17 protein-coding genes are annotated in these 21,012 nt (G+C 73.1%); 4 read left to right on the top strand and 13 right to left on the bottom strand.

Annotated elements, in window-relative coordinates; translation table 11 throughout:
• Positions 1-139 precede the first annotated feature (139 nt).
• The 4 genes from ACZ4K2_RS25525 to ACZ4K2_RS25510 form a co-directional block, all read right to left on the bottom strand.
• Positions 140-1,651, bottom strand: a complete 1,512-nt coding sequence (locus ACZ4K2_RS25525; protein WP_467475938.1) for a glycoside hydrolase family 3 protein — start codon at positions 1,649-1,651, stop codon at positions 140-142.
• 8 nt (positions 1,652-1,659) lie between these two features.
• Entirely contained in the window at positions 1,660-2,490 is an 831-nt protein-coding gene (locus ACZ4K2_RS25520; protein WP_467475939.1) for a carbohydrate ABC transporter permease, read from the bottom strand.
• Positions 2,487-3,485, bottom strand: a complete 999-nt coding sequence (locus ACZ4K2_RS25515; protein WP_467475940.1) for a carbohydrate ABC transporter permease — start codon at positions 3,483-3,485, stop codon at positions 2,487-2,489. Before ACZ4K2_RS25515 ends, ACZ4K2_RS25520 begins: the two co-directional genes overlap by 4 nt.
• 99 nt (positions 3,486-3,584) lie before the next feature.
• Positions 3,585-4,862 (bottom strand): extracellular solute-binding protein, encoded by a 1,278-nt coding sequence (locus tag ACZ4K2_RS25510; RefSeq protein ID WP_467475941.1) that lies wholly within the window; start codon positions 4,860-4,862, stop codon positions 3,585-3,587.
• 304 nt (positions 4,863-5,166) lie between these two features.
• Between ACZ4K2_RS25510 and ACZ4K2_RS25505 the strand changes: the two genes are divergently transcribed.
• Positions 5,167-5,985 (top strand): GntR family transcriptional regulator, encoded by an 819-nt coding sequence (locus ACZ4K2_RS25505; RefSeq protein ID WP_467475942.1) that lies wholly within the window; start codon positions 5,167-5,169, stop codon positions 5,983-5,985.
• Positions 5,986-6,321: 336 nt separating this feature from the next.
• Here ACZ4K2_RS25505 and ACZ4K2_RS25500 read toward each other — a convergent pair whose 3' ends face one another.
• Complete coding sequence (locus tag ACZ4K2_RS25500) at positions 6,322-6,720, bottom strand: RidA family protein (RefSeq protein ID WP_467475943.1); 399 nt, start codon at positions 6,718-6,720, stop codon at positions 6,322-6,324.
• The gene (locus tag ACZ4K2_RS25495) at positions 6,717-7,847 is read right to left on the bottom strand and encodes an acyl-CoA dehydrogenase family protein (protein WP_467475944.1); all 1,131 of its coding nucleotides are present in this window, start codon (positions 7,845-7,847) and stop codon (positions 6,717-6,719) included. The genes ACZ4K2_RS25500 and ACZ4K2_RS25495 overlap by 4 nt, the downstream gene beginning before the upstream one ends.
• Positions 7,848-8,060: 213 nt before the next feature.
• On the opposite strand from ACZ4K2_RS25495, the gene ACZ4K2_RS25490 reads away from it, so the two are divergent.
• Complete coding sequence (locus ACZ4K2_RS25490) at positions 8,061-9,653, top strand: AMP-binding protein (protein WP_467475945.1); 1,593 nt, start codon at positions 8,061-8,063, stop codon at positions 9,651-9,653.
• 15 nt (positions 9,654-9,668) lie between these two features.
• The gene (locus ACZ4K2_RS25485) at positions 9,669-10,481 is read left to right on the top strand and encodes a PaaX family transcriptional regulator (RefSeq protein ID WP_467475946.1); all 813 of its coding nucleotides are present in this window, start codon (positions 9,669-9,671) and stop codon (positions 10,479-10,481) included.
• 50 nt (positions 10,482-10,531) lie between these two features.
• On the opposite strand, the gene ACZ4K2_RS25480 is transcribed toward ACZ4K2_RS25485, so the two are convergent.
• Both ACZ4K2_RS25480 and ACZ4K2_RS25475 read right to left on the bottom strand, forming a co-directional pair.
• Positions 10,532-12,799 carry a bifunctional salicylyl-CoA 5-hydroxylase/oxidoreductase gene (locus ACZ4K2_RS25480; protein ID WP_467475947.1) on the bottom strand — a complete coding sequence of 756 codons (2,268 nt, stop codon included), beginning with the start codon at positions 12,797-12,799 and terminating at the stop codon, positions 10,532-10,534.
• A gap of 6 nt (positions 12,800-12,805) precedes the next feature.
• A complete protein-coding gene (locus ACZ4K2_RS25475) occupies positions 12,806-13,633 on the bottom strand; it encodes an enoyl-CoA hydratase family protein (protein WP_467475948.1) in 828 nt (275 codons plus the stop codon).
• Positions 13,634-13,817: 184 nt separating this feature from the next.
• On the opposite strand from ACZ4K2_RS25475, the gene ACZ4K2_RS25470 reads away from it, so the two are divergent.
• The gene (locus tag ACZ4K2_RS25470) at positions 13,818-14,255 is read left to right on the top strand and encodes an ATP-binding protein (RefSeq protein ID WP_467475949.1); all 438 of its coding nucleotides are present in this window, start codon (positions 13,818-13,820) and stop codon (positions 14,253-14,255) included.
• Here the strand turns inward: ACZ4K2_RS25470 and ACZ4K2_RS25465 are convergent.
• The 5 genes from ACZ4K2_RS25465 to ACZ4K2_RS25445 form a co-directional block, all read right to left on the bottom strand.
• The gene (locus ACZ4K2_RS25465) at positions 14,215-15,669 is read right to left on the bottom strand and encodes an amino acid permease (RefSeq protein ID WP_467475950.1); all 1,455 of its coding nucleotides are present in this window, start codon (positions 15,667-15,669) and stop codon (positions 14,215-14,217) included. The two genes, ACZ4K2_RS25470 and ACZ4K2_RS25465, sit on opposite strands and share 41 nt — an antisense overlap.
• Positions 15,670-15,778: 109 nt before the next feature.
• Positions 15,779-16,801, bottom strand: coding sequence for an ornithine carbamoyltransferase (argF, locus tag ACZ4K2_RS25460; protein WP_467475951.1), 1,023 nt, complete (start codon positions 16,799-16,801; stop codon positions 15,779-15,781).
• Between the two features lie 61 nt (positions 16,802-16,862).
• Positions 16,863-18,086: an arginine deiminase gene (locus ACZ4K2_RS25455; RefSeq protein ID WP_467475952.1), complete on the bottom strand. Its 1,224-nt coding sequence runs from the start codon at positions 18,084-18,086 to the stop codon at positions 16,863-16,865.
• 179 nt (positions 18,087-18,265) lie between these two features.
• The gene (locus tag ACZ4K2_RS25450; protein WP_467475953.1) at positions 18,266-18,805 is read right to left on the bottom strand and encodes a DUF5825 family protein; all 540 of its coding nucleotides are present in this window, start codon (positions 18,803-18,805) and stop codon (positions 18,266-18,268) included.
• A complete protein-coding gene (locus tag ACZ4K2_RS25445; RefSeq protein ID WP_467475954.1) occupies positions 18,802-20,649 on the bottom strand; it encodes a RiPP maturation radical SAM C-methyltransferase in 1,848 nt (615 codons plus the stop codon). Before ACZ4K2_RS25445 ends, ACZ4K2_RS25450 begins: the two co-directional genes overlap by 4 nt.
• Between the last annotated feature and the right edge of the window lie 363 nt (positions 20,650-21,012).

Below are 21,012 nucleotides of genomic sequence, written 5' to 3'. Positions count from 1 at the left end.
GGCGCGGCGAAGCGGCCACCGGGTCGTGTGCGGGGGTGGCGGGGAGAACGGCCGGGAAGGCCGGGGAAGCCGGGAAGGAAAGAAAGGAAGGAGCGCGGCCGCCCGCGGGGAGGAGCGGGCGGCCGGGCGCGAGGGTGGTTCAGCCGGCCAGGACGGCCTCGGCCGCGGCCACGCCGCAGACACGGGCGGCGCCGTAGGTGGCGATGTGGACGGCCCCGCGCGGGGCGGCCTGTGGCAGCCCCATCTCCACGACAACGCTGTCGGGGCGGGCGGCGAGCAGGGTGTCGAGGGCGGCACGCATCCAGTCGTGCCGGTGTTCGTCGCGGACGACGGCGACGATCCGGCGTCCGCCGGCCGCGGCGAGCACGGCGGCACCCGCGTCCTCGCCGGCGAAGGAGCCGGAGGCGGTGCCGGGCAGCAGCCGCTCCAGTTCGGCGGCGACGCCCCAGGGGGTCTCGTCGCCGACGGCGATGTTGGGGGTGGGGTTGAACTGGGCGACGTAGGCCGGCTCGGTGACCGGTGCGGCGGCGCCGGCGCGGGTCACGGCCAGCGCGCGGCGGGCCGCGACCAGGCCGACCTCCGGCTCGGGCGTGGTCTTCGCCCCGTCGCCGCGGGCGGCGGCGGTCCAGGCGGCGAGGTCGCGCACCCGGGCGGCGGCGTCGGCGAGCCGCTCCTCGGGCAGTTCGCCGGAGTGCACGGCGGCCACGAGCGCGTCCCGGAGGCCCAGCACGGTGCCCTCGTCGCACAGTCCGCCGCCCACGCAGATGGCGTCGGCGCCGGCCGCGATGGCGAGGACCACGCCGTGCTCCAGGCCGTAGGTCCCGGAGATGGCGCGCATCTCCATGCCGTCGGTGACGATCAGGCCCTGGTAGCCGAGTTCGCCGCGGAGCAGTTCGGTGAGGACGCGCCGGGACAGGGTGCCGGGGCGGTCCGGGTCGAGGGCCGGCACGAGGATGTGCGCGCTCATGATCGCCCGGGTGCCGGCGGCGATGGCCGCGCGGAACGGGGGCAGTTCGCGCGCGTACAGGGTGTCGGCGTCGACGTCGATGCGGGGTACGGCGTGGTGGGAGTCGACGTTGGTGTCGCCGTGGCCCGGGAAGTGCTTGGTGCAGGCGGCGACGCCGGTGGACTGGAGGCCCTCGACCCAGGCCGCGGTGTGCCGGGCCACCAGGTCGGGGCTCGTGCCGAAGGAGCGGACGCCGATGACCGGGTTGTCCGGGTTGGCGTTGACGTCGGCGGAGGGCGCCCAGTCGAAGTTGACACCGCAGGCGGCCAGGCGCCGGCCCAGCTCGCGGGAGACGGCCCGGGTCAGGTCGGGGTCGTCGACGGCGCCGAGGGCGTGGTTGCCGGGGAAGGAGGAGCCGGTGCGCACGTCCAGGCGGGTGACGTCGCCGCTCTCCTCGTCGATGGCGACGAGCAGGTCGTCGCGCTCGGCGCGGAGCTGGGCGGTCAGGTCGGTGACCTGCCGCTCGCTGACGACGTTGCGGCCGAACAGGGCGACGGAGGCGAGGCCCTCGGCGATGCGGCGGCGCACCCAGTCGGGCGCGGTGGTGCCGTCGAACCCCGGTTGCAGCACCGCGAGGGCGTCCCGGGCGAGGGAGTCGCCCGCGGCGGAGCCGCTGCCGGACGCGGCGGTGGCGATGGTGGTCATCGGCGGTGTCATCCCTTCACGGCGCCGTCGGTCAGACCGCTGACAGCCTTGCGTTGCAGGAAGATGAAGAGGATCAGGATGGGCAGCGCGAACAGGGACGAGGCGGCCATGGTGGCTCCCCAGTCGTCACCGAAGGCCGTCTGGAACTGGGACAGCCACAGCGGCAGCGTCTGCTTCTCGATGTCCTTGTTGAGGATGAGGACGAGCGGGAACTCGTTCCACGCGGTGATGAACCCGAACAGCGAGGTCGCCATCAGGCCGGGCGCGAGCAGCGGGAAGATCACCTTGACGAAGGCCTGGGTGCGGGTGCAGCCGTCGACCATCGCCGACTCCTCCAGCTCCTTCGGCACGGCGGCGACGTAGCCGCGCAGCGTCAGGATGGTCAGGGGGAGCACCATCATCGTGTAGAAGACGGTGAGCGGGACCAGGCTGTTCAGCATGTCGCTGTCCCGGACGATCATGTAGATGGCGATGATCATGACCTCCCAGGGGGCCATCTGCGCCAGCATGAAGGTCACGATGAGCCCGCGCCGGCCCTTGAACCGCATCCGGGCGAGCGCGAAGGACGCGAACAGGGCGATGATGAGCGAGCAGACGACCGACAGGACCGTGACGGTGACGGAGTTGAGGACCAGCGTCCAGAAGTGGTCGGCGTCGACGGCCTTCTTGAAGTGCTCGACGGTGGCGTCGACGGGGAACCACACCGGGTCGTCGGACAGGATGTCGCCGTTGGGCTTGAAGGCCGTGGCGAACATCCAGTAGACGGGGAACACGAAGCCGACGAAGAGGACGACGGCGGCCGCGTTGGGCCAGATACGGCCGAAGATCGAGCGCTTCACAGCTCGTCCTCCTCTTGCTTGAGCACCATGCGCAGGTAGTACGAGGTGATGACGAGCAGGACCAGGATGGTCAGGAAGGAGATCGCCGAGCCGAGACCGAAGTGCTGGTTGCCGACGCCCTCGACGTAGGCGTAGATGGGCAGGGTCTCGGTGAGGTGGTCGGGGCCGCCCTCGTTCATGGCGAAGATCTGGGCGAAGGACTTGAAGACCCAGATGACCTGGAGGAAGGTCGTGGCGTAGAGGAAGGGCCGCAGGAAGGGGAGGGTCACCGAGGTGAAGCTCTTCCAGGCGTTGGCGCCGTCCAGGGAGGCCGCCTCGTACAGTTCCTTGGGGATCGTGGTGGTGGCGGCGTAGAGGTTGATCGCCACGAAGGGGATCGACTGCCACACGATCAGCAGGGTGACCACGGCGAAGGTGGAGAACTGGGTCTGGAACCAGTCGTGCTCGGCCATGGAGTGCCAGCCGAGCTTGACCAGCACCCAGTTGACGACGCCGAAGCGCTGGGCGAACAGCCACTGGTAGACGGTGGTGGCCGCGATGACCGGCATGGCCCAGGCGAGGACGAGGCCGATCATGAGCAGCAGCCGCATGCGTTTGCCGAGCCGGGCCAGCAGCAGCCCGGTGAGGGTGCCGGCCAGCATGATGAGCACGACGTTGGCGGCGGTGAAGAACACCGAGCGCTCGACGACGTGCCAGAAGTCCGACGCCGACAGCACCTCGCGGTAGTTGTCGATGCCGTTCCACTCGGTGATGTGCTGGATGAGCTGCCGCGGGTTGAGGTTCTGGAACGACAGCATGCCGTTCTTGACCAGGGGCCAGCCGAGGAGGACCACGGTGGCCAGCAGCGCGGGCAGCAGGAGCAGGTAGGGAGCGGCGACCCCGCGGCGGGACGGGGTGCCGGGGGCGGGGCTCTCACCCAGCGGCGGCGCCGGTACCCGCGCCTTGCGGACAGCGGGCCCCCCGGCCGTGCCCGTGCCTTCGGTCTGCACTGACATGAGTTGCCATCTCTTCCGTGGCCGTACGAACTCCATGGCCGTGCGTGCGGACGGCGCATGGAGCCGGGGGCGTCGTGCGCCGACGCCCCCGGCGGGTCATCAGTTGTCCTGGGCCAGGCGCTTGTTGATCTCGGCCTCGACCTGCTTCGCGGCGTCCGCCGGGGACTTACCGTTCAGCACGGCCGTCATGTAGGACTTGATCGGGTTCGGGCTGTTCTCCACCGCGCCCCACTCGGGGATCAGCGGGGTGGTGCCGCCCTGCGCGGCGCCCGGGGCGGAGGCCTCGGCGAACGCGTTGCCCTTGAGGTTGGACTCCAGGGACGTCTTGTTCGGGATGACGCCGTTCTGCTTGGCCAGGTCGCCCTCGAACTTGTCGGACAGGGCGATCTTCAGGAACTCCTTGGCGAGCTCCTGCTTCTTGCTGCCCTGGGCGACGGCGAGGTTGGAGCCGCCGAGGAAGACGCTCTCGGGCTTGTCCGCGGTCTCACCCGGGATGGTGAAGTAGCCGATCTCCTTCTCGATGGCCGGGTTGGCCTTGACGGCCGTGCCGGCCTCCCAGCCCAGGCCGATGAAGGCGCCGGTCTTGCCCTTGGCGAAGACCTCGGCCTGCTGCGGGGTGGCCTCGTCCTTGTTCTTGGGGGCCTTGGAGAAGGAGGCGTACTTCTTGTAGAGCTCCATGGCCTTGGTGACCTTGGGGTCGCCGAGGTTGGAGACGTACTTGTCGCCGTCCTTCTTCACCAGGTCGGCACCCTGGCCGATGGTCAGGCCGTCGAAGAAGTACCAGTTCTGGCCGGGCAGGTAGAGCGGCTCGGCGTCGGTCTTCTTGCCGATGAGCTCCAGGTCCTTGAAGAACTCGTCCCGGGTCTTCGGGGTGTCCTTGATGCCGGCCTGCGCCCAGATCTTCTTGTTGTAGATGACCGTGCGGCTGACGAAGTACCACGGGGCGGCGTACTGCTTGCCCTCGTACACCGAGGACTGCGAGACCGACGGCGTCCAGTCGGCGCCGATCTCCTTCTTCAGGTCGCTCAGGTCGGCCAGGCCGCCGGTGACCGCGTAGCCCGGGGTCTGGGTGTTGCCGACCTCGATCACGTCCGGCGGGTTGGACTCCGAGAGGGCGGTGGTGATCTTCTGCTGGATCCCGTCCCACTTCTGCGTCTCGAACTTCAGCTTGGCGCCGGTCTTCTTCTCGAAGGCCGCCGTCACGTCCTTGGTCCACTGGTCCGGCGTCGAGCCGTCCATGGCCCAGACGGTGAGCGTCTGACCCTTGAAGCTGTCCGGTCCCGCCTTCTTGCTGTCGTCGCTGTCGTCCCCTCCGCACGCCGACACGGAGACCATCATGCCCGCGATTACTATCGCGGCCGCAAGCTTGCGCTTCACGCCACCCTCCTCAGGGATACCTCTAACCCCCCACGCCCTCGGCGGTGACCTGCGTACGACGCTGTTGCACGTAAGGGCTCGGGACCTGGTCACTAATGGTGTAGACCAGTACGATGGAGCTTGGCCTAGACCTTTTGGAGTGTCAAGGGTGGTTCCTGAAGCCGGTCCGGGCCGTTACGAGAAAGTCACCGGAGCGCGTCCGTCCGCGTTCCGTCCCTTTCGCCCCGGACCGTTCAGTTGGACTAGACCATAGGGCGGTTGGTCGCTATAACGGGAGCCCATCGACACAGCCGGGAAGGCAGGCATGACCACCGACGTCAGCAGCGCCCAGCCGCACAGGGGGGCGCCCGGCCGCACCGCGCGCGTGCCGAAGTACTACCGGATCAAACAGCAGCTCCTCTCCATGGCCGAGGACCTGCAACCCGGTTCGGTCATGCCGGCGGAGCGGCTGCTCGCCGTCCGGTTCGACACCTCGCGGACCACCGTCCGGCAGGCGCTCCAGGAACTGGTCGGCGAAGGCCGGCTCAACCGTATCCAGGGCAAGGGCACCTTCGTCGCACAGCCCAAGTTGTACCGCACGCTCCAGCTCACCTCGCACACCGAGGACATGCGCGCGCAGGGTCTCGACCCCGCCTCGCAGATGCTGGACATCGGGGAGGTGCCCGCGGACGAGAAGCTGGCGGGACTGCTCGGCATCGGGATCGGCGAGCGGGTGCTGCGCATCGAGCGGCTGCGGCTGGCCAGCGGCGACCCGATGGCGATCGAGACGACGCACCTGTCCGTGCGCCGCTTCCCCGGCCTGCGCCGGTCGCTGGCCACCTGCCCCTCGCTCTACACGGCGCTCGCCGAGGTGTACGGCGTCCATCTCGCCGAGGCCGACGAGACCATCGAGACGTCCCTGTCGACCCCGCGGGAGGCGCAGTTGCTCGCCACCGACGTGGGGCTGCCGATGCTGCTGCTGTCCCGGCACTCGCGTGACGCGGCGGGCACCCCGGTGGAGTGGGTTCGCTCCGTGTACCGCGGCTCGCGCTACAAGTTCGTCGCCGCGCTGCGCCGGCCGGGCGCCCCCGTGGTCCGGCGCCGGATGGCACCGCGGGACAAGGACGGTTCCGGCCGCGCCTGAGCCGGGGCGGCCCGCGTCCGGCTCCGGCGGACGCGGGTCACCGGCGGACGGGCGTGCCGTCCCGCCCGGTCACCGCGTGGCGGGCGGGCGGCGGGACGGTGCCCGCGGGGCGCGGTCTCCCGTGCGCGGCCGCCACCCGGGCGTACCGCCGCCTGCCGTGCCGGAGCCGGCGGGCACCGGCCCGGCGGCGCGGGCCGTGGCGAGCACGGGCCGGATGGCCGTGGCGTACCTCCCGGTTCCACGGGCCCGGAACCCGCGGCCCTCCCCTCGTACCGGGCGGCCTCACCGGCGGACGTGACCGTCACCCCCCGGTGCCGGGGCCGGGCGCCCGGAGGGCTACGGCAGTACGGCGAACCCGTCCAGTTCCACCAGGGCCCGCTCGTCCCACAGCCGCACGACCTCCACGACGGCCATCGCGGGGTAGTCGCGCCCCGCCGCGTCCCGCCACAGGCGGCCGAGTCGGCGCGCGTGGGTGCGGTAGGCGGCGACGTCCGTGGCGTACACCGTGACCCGGGCGAGGTCGGCCGGGGTGCCGCCGGCCGCGCCGAGGGCGGCGAGGAGATTGCCGAGGGCCCGCTCGAACTGCTCGGGCAGCGTGTCCCCGACGATCCTGCCCCGGGCGTCGAGGGCGGTCTGGCCGGCGAGGAACACCACGCGGGAGCCGGTGGCGACGACGGCGTGGCTGAAGCCCGTGGGCGGGGACAGCTCGGGCGGGTTGACGCGCTCGGTCGTCACCGGGCCTCCTGGTGCGCGGCGGTGTACAGCTCCTTGGCGATGATCCCCCGCTGGACCTCGCTCGCCCCCTCGTAGATGCGGGGCGCGCGCACCTCGCGGTAGAGGTGTTCCAGCAGGTGGCCGCGGCGCAGGGCGCGGGCACCGTGCAACTGGACGGCGGTGTCGACGACGTACTGCGCGGTCTCGGTGGCGAGCAGTTTGGCCATCGCGGCGCGCCGGGGAACGCCCGGGGCTCCCGCGTCGTACGCGCAGGCCGCCGCGTACACCATCAGGCGGGCCGCCTCGGTGCGCAGGGCCATCTCGGCGACCTGGTGGGACACCGCCTGGAGGTCCATCAGCCTGCCGTCGAACGCCTCCCGGCGACCGGTGTGGCCGACGGTGGCGTCCAGCGCGGCCTGGGCCATGCCGACCGCGAAGGCGCCGACGCTGGGGCGGAAGAGGTTGAGGGTGCCCATCGCCACGGCGAAGCCGCGGTCGGGCCCGCCGAGCACGTCGGCGGCGGTGACGGGCACGGCGTCGAAGTCCAGGGCGCCGATGGGGTGGGGCGAGAGCATCTCCAGCGGGTCGCCGGTGAGCCCGGGCCGGTCGGCGGGGACCAGGAAGGCGGTCACCCCGCGGGAGCCGGCGCCCGGGGTGGTGCGGGCGAAGACGGTGTAGAAGTCGGCCTCGGGGGCGTTGGAGATCCAGCACTTGGCGCCGGTGAGCCGCCAGCCGTCGCCGTCGGGCTCGGCCGCGAGGGCCAGCGCCGCCGCGTCCGACCCGGCGCCGGGCTCGCTCAGCGCGAAGGCGGCGACCGCGCTGCCGTCGATGACCCGGGGCAGCCAGCGCTCGCACTGGGCCGGGCTGCCGTGGGCGTGCACCGGATGGGCGCCCAGGCCCTGGAGGGCGAGGGCGGTCTCGGCCTCGGTGCAGGACTGGGCGAGCGACTCCCGCATCAGGCACAGGTCCAGCGCGCCCGAGCCGAACAGCCGCCCGAGCAGCCCCAGCCGGCCGAGTTCGGCGAGCAGCGGCCGGTTGACCCGGCCCGGCCGGCCCCGGGCGGCGAGCGGGCGCAACCGCTCGGCGGCCAGCTCCCGCAGTTCGGCACACCAGGCGGTCTGCTCCGGTGCGAGTGAGAATGCGACCACGGCCGTCCTCCCTCCGGGGCGGCCGGCACGGCCTTCCCCGTCGCCTCGCCCGCCGCCCTCCGCGGCGGGCCCCTCCCCACCTGCCCTGCCGACGTTATCGCGCACAGTTGACTGCCGTCACCGACACGATACGCTGGGATCCCCCGCTCGGGGGAGCGCGAGCCCACCAGGAAGACCGTCCGGACAGCTGTCACGGCAAGGGGGCGGACCGCCATGCACCTCTCGGCCCATGTCGACACCTTCGCGCGCGACCACCTGCCCCCGCCGCACGAGTGGCCCGAGCTGCGGTTCGACCTGCCGGAGCTGCGCTATCCCGCTCGGCTCAACTGCGCGGCGGAGCTGCTGGAGCACGCCGACCCGGTCCGCCCCGCGTTCCGCTTCCCGGACGGCCCCGCCTGGACCTACGGCGAGCTGCGCGGCCGGGTCGACCGGATCGCGCACGTGCTCACCGGCACCCTGGGCGTGGTCCCGGGCAACCGGGTGCTGCTGCGCGGCCCCACCACCCCCTGGCTCGCCGCCTGCTGGCTGGCCGTGCTGAAGGCGGGCGGGGTCGCGGTGACCGTGCTGGCCCAGCAGCGCCCGCACGAGCTGACGACGATGTGCGAGATCGCCCGCATCGGGCACGCGCTGTGCGACGCCCGGGCGGTGGAGGACCTGGCCAGGGCCGCGATACCCGGGCTGCGGATCACGACGTACGGCGGTGACGGCCCCGGGGACCTGCTGCGCCTGCCGGCCCCCGACGACCCCTACCCGACCGTGGACACGGCGGCCGACGACGTCGCCCTGATCGCGTTCACCTCCGGCACCACGGGTCGCCCGAAAGGGTGCATGCATTTCCACCGGGACGTGCTGGCGACAGCCGACACCTTCTCCAGACATGTGCTGCGGCCCCACCAGGACGACGTCTTCGCCGGCAGTCCCCCGCTCGGGTTCACCTTCGGCCTCGGCGGACTGGTGATCTTCCCGCTGCGGGCCGGGGCCAGCACCCTGCTGCTGGAGCAGGCCGGCCCCCGGCAACTGCTGCCCGCGATCGCCGGCCACCGCGTCTCCGTCCTGTTCACCGCGCCGACCGCCTACCGCGCGATGCTGGAGGACCTCGACGCCCACGACGTCTCCTCGCTGCGGCGCTGCGTGTCGGCCGGCGAGAACCTGCCCGTGGCCACCTGGCGGGCCTGGCAGGAGCGCACCGGCCTGCGCGTCATCAACGGCATCGGCGCCACCGAACTGCTGCACATCTTCATCTCCGCCGCCAACGACCGGATACGGCCCGGCAGCACGGGCGTGCCGGTGCCGGGCTGGCAGGCGCGGGTCCAGGACGCCGACGGCTCTCCCGTGCCCGACGGCGAGCCGGGACTGCTGGCCGTCCGCGGCCCGGTCGGCTGCCGCTACCTCGCCGACCCGCGGCAGCGCGCCTACGTCCGGGACGGCTGGAACATCACCGGCGACACCTACGTCCGCGATCCCGACGGCTACTTCCGCTACGTGGCACGCGCCGACGACATGATCATCTCGGCCGGGTACAACATCGCCGGGCCGGAGGTGGAGGACGCGCTGCTGCGCCACCCGGACGTGACCGAGACGGCGGTCGTCGGCCGCCCGGACGAGATCCGCGGGCAGGTCGCCGTGGCCTACACGGTGCTGCGCGACGGCGCCCCGCGCGACCCCGAGGCCCTGCGCGCGTTCCTCATCTCGGAACTGGCGCCCTACAAGTGCCCGCGCGACTTCGTCTTCCTGGACGCGCTGCCCCGCACGGCCACCGGCAAGTTGCAGCGGTTCCGCCTGCGCACCGGGGGCGACCGGCAGTGATGCCGACGACCTAAAATGATCAACGTGTCCGAGCAGCACGCCCCCAGGTCCCTCATCGTCACGCTCTACGGCGCGTACGGCCGCTTCCTGCCAGGCCCGGTGCCCGTCGCCGAGCTGATCCGGCTGCTGGCCGCGGTCGGCGTGGACGCGCCCTCCGTGCGGTCCTCGGTCTCCCGGCTCAAGCGGCGCGGCCTGCTGGTGCCGGCCCGCACCGGGTCCGGCGCGGCCGGTTACGCGCTCTCGCCCGAGGCCCGCCAGCTCCTGGAGGACGGCGACCGGCGGATCTACGCCGGCACGCCCGTCGCGGACGAGGGCTGGGTGCTCGCGGTGTTCTCGGTCCCCGAGTCGGAGCGGCAGAAGCGGCACGTGCTGCGCTCCCGGCTGGCCGGGCTGGGCTTCGGCACCGCGGCCCCCGGGGTGTGGATCGCCCCGGCCCGGCTGCACGAGGAGGCCGAGCACACCCTGCGCCGGCTGCGCCTGGAGCCGTACGTGGACTTCTTCCGCGGCGAGCACCTGGGCTTCACGCCCACGGCCGAGGCGGTGGCCCGCTGGTGGGACCTGGCCGCGCTCGCCAAGGAGCACGAGCGCTTCCTGGACGCGCACGGGCCCGTGCTGCGCGCCTGGGAGCGCCGCCCGGACACCCCGCCCGCGGACGCCTACCGCGACTACCTCCTCGCCCTCGACTCCTGGCGCCACCTGCCCTACACCGATCCGGGCCTGCCCACCGGCCTGCTCCCGGCCCGGTGGCCGGGCGTGCGCTCGGGCGAGGTCTTCCGCGGACTGCACCGGCGGCTGCGGGACGCGGGAGCGGAGTTCGCCGGCCTGTGAGCGCCCGCGCGCCCCGGCGGCGGCAGGACCGCGGGGCGGTGCCGGGGCGGTCAGCCGCTCAGGGTGAGGCGAGGGGCGGGGGCGTCGGTGCGGCCGGTGCGCGGGCGCCGGCTGCCCGCCCGGTAGGGCGCGGGCCAGACCGCCCCGGGGCCCGTGTACCCCTGCTCGACCGCCGCGTGCAGGGTCCAGTGGGGGTCGTACAGGTGCGGCCGGGCCAGCGCGCACAGGTCGGCGCGGCCCGCCAGGATCAGCGAGTTGACGTCGTCCCAGGAGGAGATCGCGCCGACCGCGATCACCGGGACGCCGGCCTCGTTGCGGATCCGGTCGGCGAACGGCGTCTGGTACGACCGCCCGAACTCCGGCCGCTCCCCGGCCACCACCTGCCCGGTGGAGACGTCGATGGCGTCGGCGCCGTGCGCGGCGAAGGCGCGGGCGGTCTCGACGGCGTCCTCGGCGGTCGTCCCGCCCTCCGCCCAGTCCGTGGCCGAGATCCGGACCGTCATCGGCCGCTCGGCCGGCCACACCGCGCGTACGGCGTCGAAGACCTCCAGCGGGAACCTGAGCCGCCGCTCCGGCGAGCCGCCGTAGGCGTCGGTGCGCCGGTTGGTGAGCGGGGAGAGGAACCCGGAGAGCAGGTAGCCGTGGGCGCAGTGCAGTTCGAGCAGGTCGAAGCCGGCCCGGGCGGCCCGCCAGGCGGCGGCCGCGAACTGCTCGCGGATGTCGGTGAGCTGGGCCCGGGAGAGCGTGCGCGGGACTTGGCCGCCCGGCTTGTACGGCAGCGGGGAGGCGGCGACCACGGGCCAGTTGCCGGCGGGCAGCGGTTCGTCCATGCCCTCCCACATCCGTTTCGTGGACCCCTTGCGGCCGGAGTGCCCGAGCTGGACGCCGATCGCGGCGCCCGGCGCCTGCCGGTGCACGAAGTCGGTGACGCGCCGCCACGCCTCGGCCTGCCGTCCGGTGTAGAGGCCGGCGCAGCCGGGGGTGATCCGGCCCTCCTCGCTGACGCACACCATCTCGGTCATCACCAGGCCGGCCCCGCCCAGGGCGCGGGCGCCCAGGTGGACGAGGTGGAAGTCACCGGGGACGCCGTCGGTGGCGGAGTACATGTCCATCGGCGAGACGACCACCCGGTTGCGCAGGGTCAGGCCGCGCAGCCGGAACGGGGTGAACATGGGCGGGGTGCCGGGCGGGCAGCCGAACTCGCGTTCCACGGCCTCGGTGAAGCGGGCGTCGCGCAGCCGCAGGTTGTCATGGGTGACGCGGCGGCTGCGGGTGAGCAGGTTGAAGGCGAACTGCCGGGGCCGCTGGCCGAGGTACAGCCCGAGGTTCTCGAACCACTCCAGGCTGGCCCGGGCGGCCCGCTGGGTGGAGGCGACGACGGGCTTGCGCTCCTCCTCGTAGGCGGCGAGGGCCGTGCGGACGTCCGGCTGTTCCCGCAGGCAGGCGGCGAGCGCGAGGGCGTCCTCCACGGCGAGCTTGGTGCCGGAGCCGATGGAGAAGTGGGCGGTGTGCGCGGCGTCGCCGAGGAGGACGACGTTGCCGTGCGACCAGCGGTCGTTGACCACCGTGCGGAAGGTGGTCCAGGCGGAGTCGTTCGAGCGCAGCGGGCGGCCGCCCAGGGCGTCGGCGAAGACCTTCGCGCAGCGCTCGACGGACTCCCGCGGCCCGGCCCCGTCGAGGCCGGCCGCCCGCCAGACCTCCTCGCGCATCTCCACGATCACCGTGGAGTCCCCGCTGCTGTACGGGTAGCCGTGGAGCTGCATCACGCCGTGCTCGGTCTCGGCGATCTCGAAGCGGAAGGCGTCGAAGGCGAAGTCGGCGGCGAGCCAGAGGTAGCGGCAGCGGTGTGCGGTCACCCGGGGGCCGAACACCCGGGCGTGGGCCGCGCGGGTGGCGCTGCCCGCACCGTCGGCGGCGACGACCAGGTCATGGCTGCGCGCGAGCAGGCCGGCGTCCGGCGCCCCGGTGGAGAACCGCAGCTCCACGCCGAGTGAGCGGCAGCGCTCCTGGAGGATCCGCAGGAGCCGGTGGCGGCCCAACGCGGCGAAACCGTGGCCGCCGGAGCGGTACCGGTTCCCCCGGTGCACTATGTCGATGTCGTCCCAGCGGACGAAGTCATGCCGGAGGGAGGCGTGCACGACGGGGTCGGCGTGCTCGATGCCGCCGAGGGTCTCGTCGGAGAGGACCACGCCGAAACCGAAGGTCTCGTCGGGGGCGTTGCGCTCCCAGACGGTGACCTCCCGCGCCGGGTCGAGCCGCTTGAGCAGGGCGGCGGCGTAGAGCCCGCCGGGACCGCCGCCGATGACCGCCACGCGCACGGCCGCTCACCTCCCCCGCCACTTCGGCGGGCGCTTCTCGCCGAAGGCCGCGTGGAACTCCGCGTAGTCCTCGCCGTTCATCAGCAGGGCCTGGGTCGAGGCGTCCAGTTCCACCGCGGCCGCCAGGGGCATGTCCAGCTCGGCCGTCAGCAGGGCCTTGGTCTGGGCGTGGGCCAGGGCGGGGCCGTCGGCCAGCCGGCGGGCCAGGGCCTGGGCCGCCGCGTCCGCGCCGCCCTCCTCGGCCAGCTCGCTGATCAGCCCGATGCGCTCGGCCTCGGGAGCCCGGACCTGGTCCCCGAGCATGAGCAGGCGGGTGGCGTGGCCGAGGCCCACGACCCGGGGCAGCAGGTAGGCCGCGCCCATGTCGCCGCCGGACAGCCCGACCCGGGTGAAGAGGAAGGCGAAGCGGGCCGAGGGGTCCGCGACGCGGAAGTCGGCGGCGAGGGCGAGGACCGCGCCCGCGCCGGCCGCCACGCCGTGCACGGCGGCGATCACCGGGAACGGGCATTCGCGGACCGCCCGGACCACCTGCCCGGTCATCCGGTTGAAGTCGAGCAGCTCGGCGGTGTCCATGGACAGCGTGGCGCCGATGATCTCGTCGACGTCGCCGCCGGAGCAGAACCCGCGCCCCTCCCCGGCCAGCACCAGCGCCCGCACCGAGCGTTCGCGGGACAGCTCGGCGAGCAGGTCGCGCAGGTCGGCGTAGGCGCCGAAGGTCAGGGCGTTGAGCTTGTCGGGGCGGGTGAGGGTGACGGTGGCGACCCCGTCGTCCGTGCGCACCCGCAGGTGCGCCCAGTCGGCGGTGCGGGCGGCCGAGCCGGTGAAGGGACTCATGACGTGCGGCCTCCTAGGGAGGGCGTGCCGTACGTTGCTCTGCCTCACGAAGTTATCACCTGTTCGTGACCGTCGTCACGGTCACGCGACAGACTCGGCGGGCCCGCCGACGGTCCCGGGGGGCCGGGCCCGTACCATTCCTGTAGCCGAAAGCAGGACAGCCTGCTCCACGAACGGATGCACCTTGTACGAACGCCCCGCCGGACCGGCCTCCTGGCGCATCGCGCTGCCGCACACCGCGGCGGCGGTGCCCGTGGCGCGCGCCCTGGTGCGCACGGCCCTCACCGACGCGGAGCCCGTGGCCGACTGCGACACGGCGGAGCTGCTCACCGCCGAGCTGGTGGCGAACGCGGTGGAGCACACCGCCGGACGCGGCCCGATAGAGCTGGTGGTGGAGCTGCTGCCGAGCGGCTGCCAGGTCGAGGTGCACGATCCGGACCCGGCGCCGCCCGGCCATCTGACCCGGCCGGTGATCGAGGAGCCCGACCCGTGGCAGGAGGGCGGGCGCGGGCTGCTGCTGATCCGCGCCCTCAGTTCGTCCTGCGGGCACCGCCCGACCCCGTCGGGCAAGGCGGTGTGGTTCAGACTGCCTGTGATTCCCGCTCAGCGGCGGCCGGCCTGACCCCGGCGCCCGGCGCGGCCGCCCGGGCCAGGGTGGAGTGCCGGCGGCCGTAGGCGCCGTAGACCAGCAGGCCCACCGCGAGGAACACGGCGAACTGCGCCCAGGTGCGCCAGCCGGTCTCGTACATCAGGTACAGGCAGAAGCCGACGCCGAGCAGCGGGGCCACCGGGTAGAACGGCACCCGGAAGCTGCGGGTGAGGCCCGGTTCGCGGCGGCGCAGCGCGATCACCGCGATGTTGACGACGGCCATGATGGCGAGGGTGCCGATGGTGCACAGGTTCATCACGGCGTCGAGGGAGGCGAAGGCCGCAGGGACCGCGAAGACGACGGCGACGATCAGCGTGCCCGCGACCGGCGTGGACGTCTTCGGGGAGACCTTCTCGAAGACCCGCGGGATCAGGCCGTCCCGGGACATCGACATCAGGATGCGGGTCTGGCCGTACATCACGGCGAGCACCACGGAGGCGATGGCGACGACCGCGCCGAACGCGATGACGCCGCCGCCGACGGCGGAGCCGGTGACCTCGTTGACGACGTAGGAGAGGGCGGCGGGGCGGCCGGCGACCTGGCCGCCGCCGATGGCGCCGATCGCGGCGAGCGCGACCGCGCAGTACAGCAGGGTGACCAGGCCCATGCAGACGAGGATCGCGACGGGGATGTCCCGGCGCGGGTTCTTCGCCTCCTCGCCGGCGGTCGTGATCGCGTCGAAGCCGATGTACGAGAAGAACGCGGCGGTGGTGCCCGCGCCGATGCCGCCGAGGCCGGCCGGCGAGAAGGGGGTGAGGTTGCCGTGCTTGAAGGCGCTGTAGCCGATGGCGCAGAAGGCGAGCAGGATCGCGAGCTTGACCGCGGCCATGGCGGCCGTCGCCCGGGCGCTCTCCCGCACCCCGCGCACCAGCAGCACCGAGGCCATGGCGATGACGATCACGGCCGGGAGGTTGACGACGCCGCCGTCGCCGGGGCCCGCGGACAGGGCGGCGGGGAGCTGCAGGCCGGTGAGGCTGTGCAGCAGCTCGTTGACGTACTGGCTCCAGCCGACCGCGACGGCCGAGATCGAGATGCCGTACTCCAGCAGCAGGCACCAGCCGACCAGGAAGGCGGTGGACTCGCCGAGGCCCGCGTAGGCGAAGGAGTACGAGGAACCGGAGACCGGGATCGCGCCGCCCAGCTCGGCGAAGGAGAGGGCGGTGAAGACGCAGGTGATCGCCGCCAGGACGAAGGAGACGACGACGGCCGGGCCGGCCTGGGCCACCGAGTCGGACAGGCCGACGAAGATGCCGGTGCCGACGATGGCTCCGACGCCGAAGCAGATGAGCTGGAAGAGGCCCATCGTGCGCTTCAGGCCGTGTCCCTCGCGGTCGGCGCCGGATTCGGCGACGAGCAGGTACGGGGACTTGATGCGGGGAGCGGGCATGCGGGTGGTGCTCGATTCTGGTGGTGCGGGCAGCCGTGGTGCGGCTGCGGCGGCGGTCCGGAATGGGTGGTTCCGGACCGCCCGTCAGGATACGGCCTGGTGAGGCGGGTCAGGCAAGGCTTTCCCGGCCGAGTGTGGCCACCAGCACCGCCTTGATGGTGTGCAGACGGTTCTCGGCCTCGTCGAAGACGACCGAGTGGGCGGACTCGAAGACCTCGTCCGTGACCTCCAGCGAACTCAGGCCGTGCGTGTCGTGGATCTGCCGGCCGACCGTGGTGCCGAGATCGTGGAAGGCCGGCAGGCAGTGCAGGAACTTCACGTCCGGGTTGCCGGTGGCGCGCAGCACGTCCATGGTCACCGCGTAGGGGGCGAGGGAGGCGATCCGCTCGTCCCACACCTCCATGGGCTCGCCCATGGAGACCCAGACGTCGGTGGCGACGAAGTCCGCGCCCGCGACGCCCTCGGCGACGTCCTCGGTGAGGGTGACGCGGGCGCCCTGGGCGTTGGCGAGGGCCTGGGCGCGGCCGACGATCTGCGGGTCGGGCCAGTAGGACTTCGGGGCGACGATCCGCACGTCCATGCCGAGCAGGGCACCGGTGACCAGGTAGGAGTTGCCCATGTTGAAACGGGCGTCGCCGAGGTAGGCGAAGGAGGTCTCCCGCAGCGGCTTGGCGCAGTGCTCGGTCATGGTGAGGACGTCGGCCAGCATCTGGGTGGGGTGCCATTCGTCGGTGAGACCGTTGTAGACGGGCACACCGGCGAAGGCCGCCAGCTCCTCGACCTTGGTCTGGCTGTCGCCGCGGTACTCGATGCCGTCGTACATCCGGCCGAGCACGCGCGCGGTGTCGCGCACCGACTCCTTGTGGCCGATCTGCGAGCCGGCCGGGTCGAGGTAGGTCGTGTGGGCGCCCTGGTCGGCCGCGGCGACCTCGAACGCGCAGCGGGTGCGCGTCGAGGTCTTCTCGAAGACCAGCGCGATGTTCCGCCCGCGCAGGTACTGGACCTCGGTCCCGGCCTTCTTGGCGGCCTTCAGCTCCGCGGCCAGCTCGACCAGGCCGCGGAACTCCTCCTCGGTGAAGTCCAGCTCCTTGAGGAAGTGGCGGCCCGCGAGGGCGGTCGGGACTGTCGCCATGACGGGCGCTCCATACGTCGGTTACGGGGAATGCTGGAAGTCTATACGATCCTTCACATTTCTATACAGCGTCTCGCTCCACGGGACAGCTCATGCACCGGGGTCCGCCCCGGCCCCTGCCCAGCTCGCTGCCCGGGATCTCGATCACCTCGATGCCCTGTTTGCGCAGGTGGGTGTTGGTGGTGGAGTTCCGTTCGTAGGCGACGACGACACCCGGCTCGACGGCGAGGACGTTGCAGCCGTCGTCCCACTGCTCGCGTTCGGCGGCGTGCACGTCCTGGGTGGCGGTCAGCACCCGGATCTCGCCGAGGCCGAGCGCGGCGGCGATGGCCCGGTGCATGTGCTCCGGCGGGTGGTCGGTGACCTTCAGCTCCTGGTCGCCGGCGCCCGGCTCGATGGTGTACGAGCGGAGCATGCCGAGCCCCGCGTACTGGGTGAAGGTGTCGCCGTCGACCATGGTCATCACCGTGTCGAGGTGCATGAAGGCGCGCCGCTTGGGCATGTCGAGCGCGACGATCGTGCGGGCGGAGCCGGCCGCGAAGAGCTTGTGCGCCAGCATCTCCACGGCCTGCGGGGTGGTGCGCTCGCTCATCCCGATCAGGACGGCGCCGTTGCCGATCACGAGGACGTCGCCGCCCTCGATGGTGGAGGGGTAGTCCGCCTGCCCCCGGGACCAGACGCGGAACGCCTCCTCCCGGAAGAGCGGGTGGTGCCGGTAGATCGCCTCGAAGTGGACGGTCTCGCGCTGCCGGGCGGGCCAGCGCATCGGGTTGATGGAGACGCCGTCGTAGATCCACGCCGAGGTGTCCCGGGTGAACAGGTGGTTGGGCAGCGGGCGCAGGAGGAAGTCGTCCAGGTCCATGACGTGGAACCGGACGGAGGCCGGTTCGGCGTGGGCGTCCAGGAACTCCCGCTTGGTCATGCCGCCGACCAGGGCCTCGGCCAGCTCGTCCGGGGTCATCCGGTCGAACGCGGCGCGCAGGTGGTCGGTGGCGAGGGGACCGTACTCCTTCTCGTGGAAGACCCGGTCCAGGACGAGCGTGCGGGCCTCGGGCACCGCCAGGGTCTCGGCGAGCAGGTCCCCGAAGAGGTGCACGGCGACCCCGCGGTCGCGCAGTACGTCGGCGAACCCGTCGTGCTCGGCGCGCGCCCGGCGCACCCAGAGCACGTCGTCGAAGAGCAGGGCGTCCTTGTTGCTGGGGGTGAGCCTTTTGAGCTCGAGATCGGGCCGGTGGAGTATGACGCGGCGCAGCCGCCCGGCCTCGGAGTCGACGTGGAATCCCATGACTCCATCCTGACCACAGGGACCCCCCTTCACCCTCCGCTCGGCGGTTTCCGCGCCGGCCGGATCCCGTCCCCGCCTCCCGCCCCCGCGCGGGCGCGCGCTCGCCGTCCCCGGTCGGCCACTCCCGGTGACGGTCCGGCCGTGCTCCGGTCCGGCCGCGGTCCGGGGAGGGCGGCGGTTCAGATCGCCGTGCAGGGGACCGGCCACCGCCGTACCCGCGGCGGCAGGGCCACCGCCCAGCCGCCCGCGGCCAGCACCAGCCGCTCGGCGGTGAGCAGGCCGAGCGCCTCGCGCCCGGCGGGGTCCAGGGCGTCGACCGGCGTGGGCTCCAGGAGCCGGAGGAACGTGCCGTGCAGGACGGGGTGGTCCAGGGTGAGCCGGACGGCCGTGCCCCGCTCCCGCCGGTCCAGGACGGCGACGAAGTCCGGGCCGCGCCGGTGGTAGAGGGTGCCGTGCCGGTAGGCGGCCCGCCACGCGGCCGACTCCGCGCGCATCGCGGCCAGTTCGGCGGGCGGCGGCAGGTGGCGGAGCAGGGCGGTGTCGTACGGCGCGGGGCCCGTGCCCCGCCAGTCCACGCGCAGCCCGCGGCCCTCGCACTCGCGCAGGAACCGCACCGCCTCCGCCGTCGCGCGCCCGGACCCGCTCAGGTCCAGGGGCGCCCGCGGCACCACCCGGTCACCGGTGAGCCGGTGCGGCACGGCGCCGGGCAGCGCGCTCACCCGGCGTCCTCGGCCAGCCGGACCGGCTCGCCCCAGGTGGGCAGCGAGACGTACGTGGCTCCGTCCCGGAAGACCAGGCCGGCCTCCGTCGCCTCCCGGAGCCAGGCGTCCGGCTCCCCCGCCGGACAGGTGTGGCCGTCGGCGCCGAGCAGGCGGCGCAGCGCGGGCAGGGTACGGCCGTCCTCCAGCCGGCGCAGGGCCGCCGCGCGCCAGCCGGTGAAGCGGTGGGTGGCGGCCGGACGGCCGTGCCGGCGGTCGTGCACCAGCAGCTCCGCGCCGTCCTCCTCGAACAGCAGCCGGGAGTGCGCGTGCCCGGCCCGCCAGGCGGCCACCGCCTCCGCCAGCCGCCGCTCGGCCGGCCCGGTGATGCCCGCGGGCTCGCTGTCGAACAGGTAGACGAGGTCGGCGAGCTCGTCCTCGGGCAGGTCGTAGACGTGCCGGTACATCTCGGCCGGGCGGCGCTTGCCGAAGCCGAGGCCCGGGTCGGTGAAGTGCGGGCTGAAACGTTCGAGCTGGATGCGGTGGGCGCCGCTCGGCGGCTGGAGGTGGACCAGGGCGGGGAGCTGGTCGACGACGGACGCGTAGTCCTCGGCACTCTCGCCGGGGAAGCCGTACAGCAGGTTCCAGGAGCAGGTCAGGGCGTGGTTCTCGCACTCGCGCAGGGTGCGCACGTTGCGCGCGCCGGTGACGCCCTTGTCCATGAGGTCCAGCACCCGGCCGCCCAGGCTCTCGATGCCGGGCTGGATGTGCACCGTCCCGGACTCGCCGAGCAGCCGGAGCTGGGCGGCGGTGAGGTTGGACTTGACCTCGTAGTGCAGCCGCAGGTCCCAGCCGCTCGCCACGACCCGGGGCAGGAAGTCGCGGAAGTAGGCCATGTCGATGATGTTGTCGACGGTGACCACGTCCAGGAGGCGGTGGCGGCGCACCAGCCGGTCGATCTCCGCCCACAGCCGCTCCCCCGGCTTGGCGCGGAAGGCCATGGCGGTGCCGTTCAGCCCGCAGAAGGTGCAGTGGTGCTTCTCGCCCCACCAGCAGCCGCGGGCGCCCTCCACGACCAGCTTCGGGTGGATGTACTCCCGTACCGGGGAGGCGTCCAGGGCGGCCTGCCACTGGTCGTAGTCGGGCGAGGGGATGTCGGCCGGGGCCACGGTCCGCCGGGTTTCGGTGTTGGCGCGCGACACCGACCCGTCCCACCAGCAGAGGCCGGGGACGTCGACGGGCTCCGTCCCCGCGTCCAGGTGGTGCAGCAGGGCCGGCAAGGCGTACTCGGCCTCGCCGCGGACGACGTGGTCGACGAAGGGGTGGTTGCGGTGCAGCGCGTGGCCCATCGGCCCGTCGCAGTTGCTGCCGCCCAGGACGACCGTGACGTCCGGGCGCCTTCGCTTCAGCTCGCGGGCCAGGGCGAGCGACGGGACGTTCTGCATGAACGTGGTGGTGAACCCGACGACGTCCGGCTCGCCGGCCAGGATCTCGGTGGCGCAGGCTGCGACGAAGGGCGCCGCGTGCGGCCGCATCGCCAGGGCCGTGTCGATGAACACGTCCCGGTCGGCCGCGTACTCCCGGAGCCGGCCCGTGCCCCAGTCCGGGTCGTCGTACAGGGCGCCGGAGAACACCCAGTCGCCGAGCCCGTGGAAGATCGCGTCGCTGCCGACCTCCACGTAGTCGCCCGGCCGCAGCCGGCCGCCGGAACGATCCAGCAGGAAGGCGGCCCAGCCGAGCGAGCCGTGGAACTCGGTGACCTCGTCGCCGGGGCGGGCCCCGCGCACGATCCGGTTCAGCAGGCCGAGTTGCAGCGAGGGCAGGTCCAGCGGGTGCCACGGCATCGTGACCAGGTGGACGCGCATGCTCAGCGGGTCGGCCGCTTCTCCAGGATCGCCGGCCTGCGCGTGGTGCCGCGCCGGTCCTCGCGGACCACGACCTTCTTGATCTCCACGCCGTCACTCCCTCCCGCCGGACGGCACCCCCGCCCCGCACAACCGACCACGATATGAACCAACCTCCTTGTGACACAAGGGTGTTGAACGCCCGGACGGGACGGAGGGGCGTGTCGACGGGGTTCCGGGCGGGGTGGCCGGGCGGTCGGATGGGGGCGCCGGACGGCGCGTCCGGGCCATGCCCCGGGAGTCCTGGGGGCCGAGCGGAACCCCGGGGCGGGCGGCCGGGCCGCGCCCCGGGAGTGCCGGAGTGCCGGGCGGAGCCCGGGGTGA

This window comes from Streptomyces sp. NPDC025833 (genome assembly GCF_055558055.1).
The sequence above is the reverse complement of the archived record's forward strand: the minus strand, read 5'-3'. Positions and strand labels throughout refer to the sequence as shown.

Bases quoted from the DNA above. Each gene is read 5' to 3' on its own strand.
- ACZ4K2_RS25465 (WP_467475950.1), bottom strand. From the start codon at position 15,669: ATGCCCGCTCCCCGCATCAAGTCCCCGTACCTGCTCGTCGCCGAATCC.
- ACZ4K2_RS25505 (WP_467475942.1), top strand. From the start codon at position 5,167: ATGACCACCGACGTCAGCAGCGCCCAGCCGCACAGGGGGGCGCCCGGC.
- argF (WP_467475951.1), bottom strand. From the start codon at position 16,801: ATGGCGACAGTCCCGACCGCCCTCGCGGGCCGCCACTTCCTCAAGGAG.
- ACZ4K2_RS25515 (WP_467475940.1), bottom strand. From the start codon at position 3,485: ATGTCAGTGCAGACCGAAGGCACGGGCACGGCCGGGGGGCCCGCTGTC.
- ACZ4K2_RS25445 (WP_467475954.1), bottom strand. From the start codon at position 20,649: ATGCGCGTCCACCTGGTCACGATGCCGTGGCACCCGCTGGACCTGCCC.
- ACZ4K2_RS25525 (WP_467475938.1), bottom strand. From the start codon at position 1,651: ATGACCACCATCGCCACCGCCGCGTCCGGCAGCGGCTCCGCCGCGGGC.
- ACZ4K2_RS25490 (WP_467475945.1), top strand. From the start codon at position 8,061: ATGCACCTCTCGGCCCATGTCGACACCTTCGCGCGCGACCACCTGCCC.
- ACZ4K2_RS25475 (WP_467475948.1), bottom strand. From the start codon at position 13,633: ATGAGTCCCTTCACCGGCTCGGCCGCCCGCACCGCCGACTGGGCGCAC.
- ACZ4K2_RS25485 (WP_467475946.1), top strand. From the start codon at position 9,669: ATGATCAACGTGTCCGAGCAGCACGCCCCCAGGTCCCTCATCGTCACG.
- ACZ4K2_RS25455 (WP_467475952.1), bottom strand. From the start codon at position 18,086: ATGGGATTCCACGTCGACTCCGAGGCCGGGCGGCTGCGCCGCGTCATA.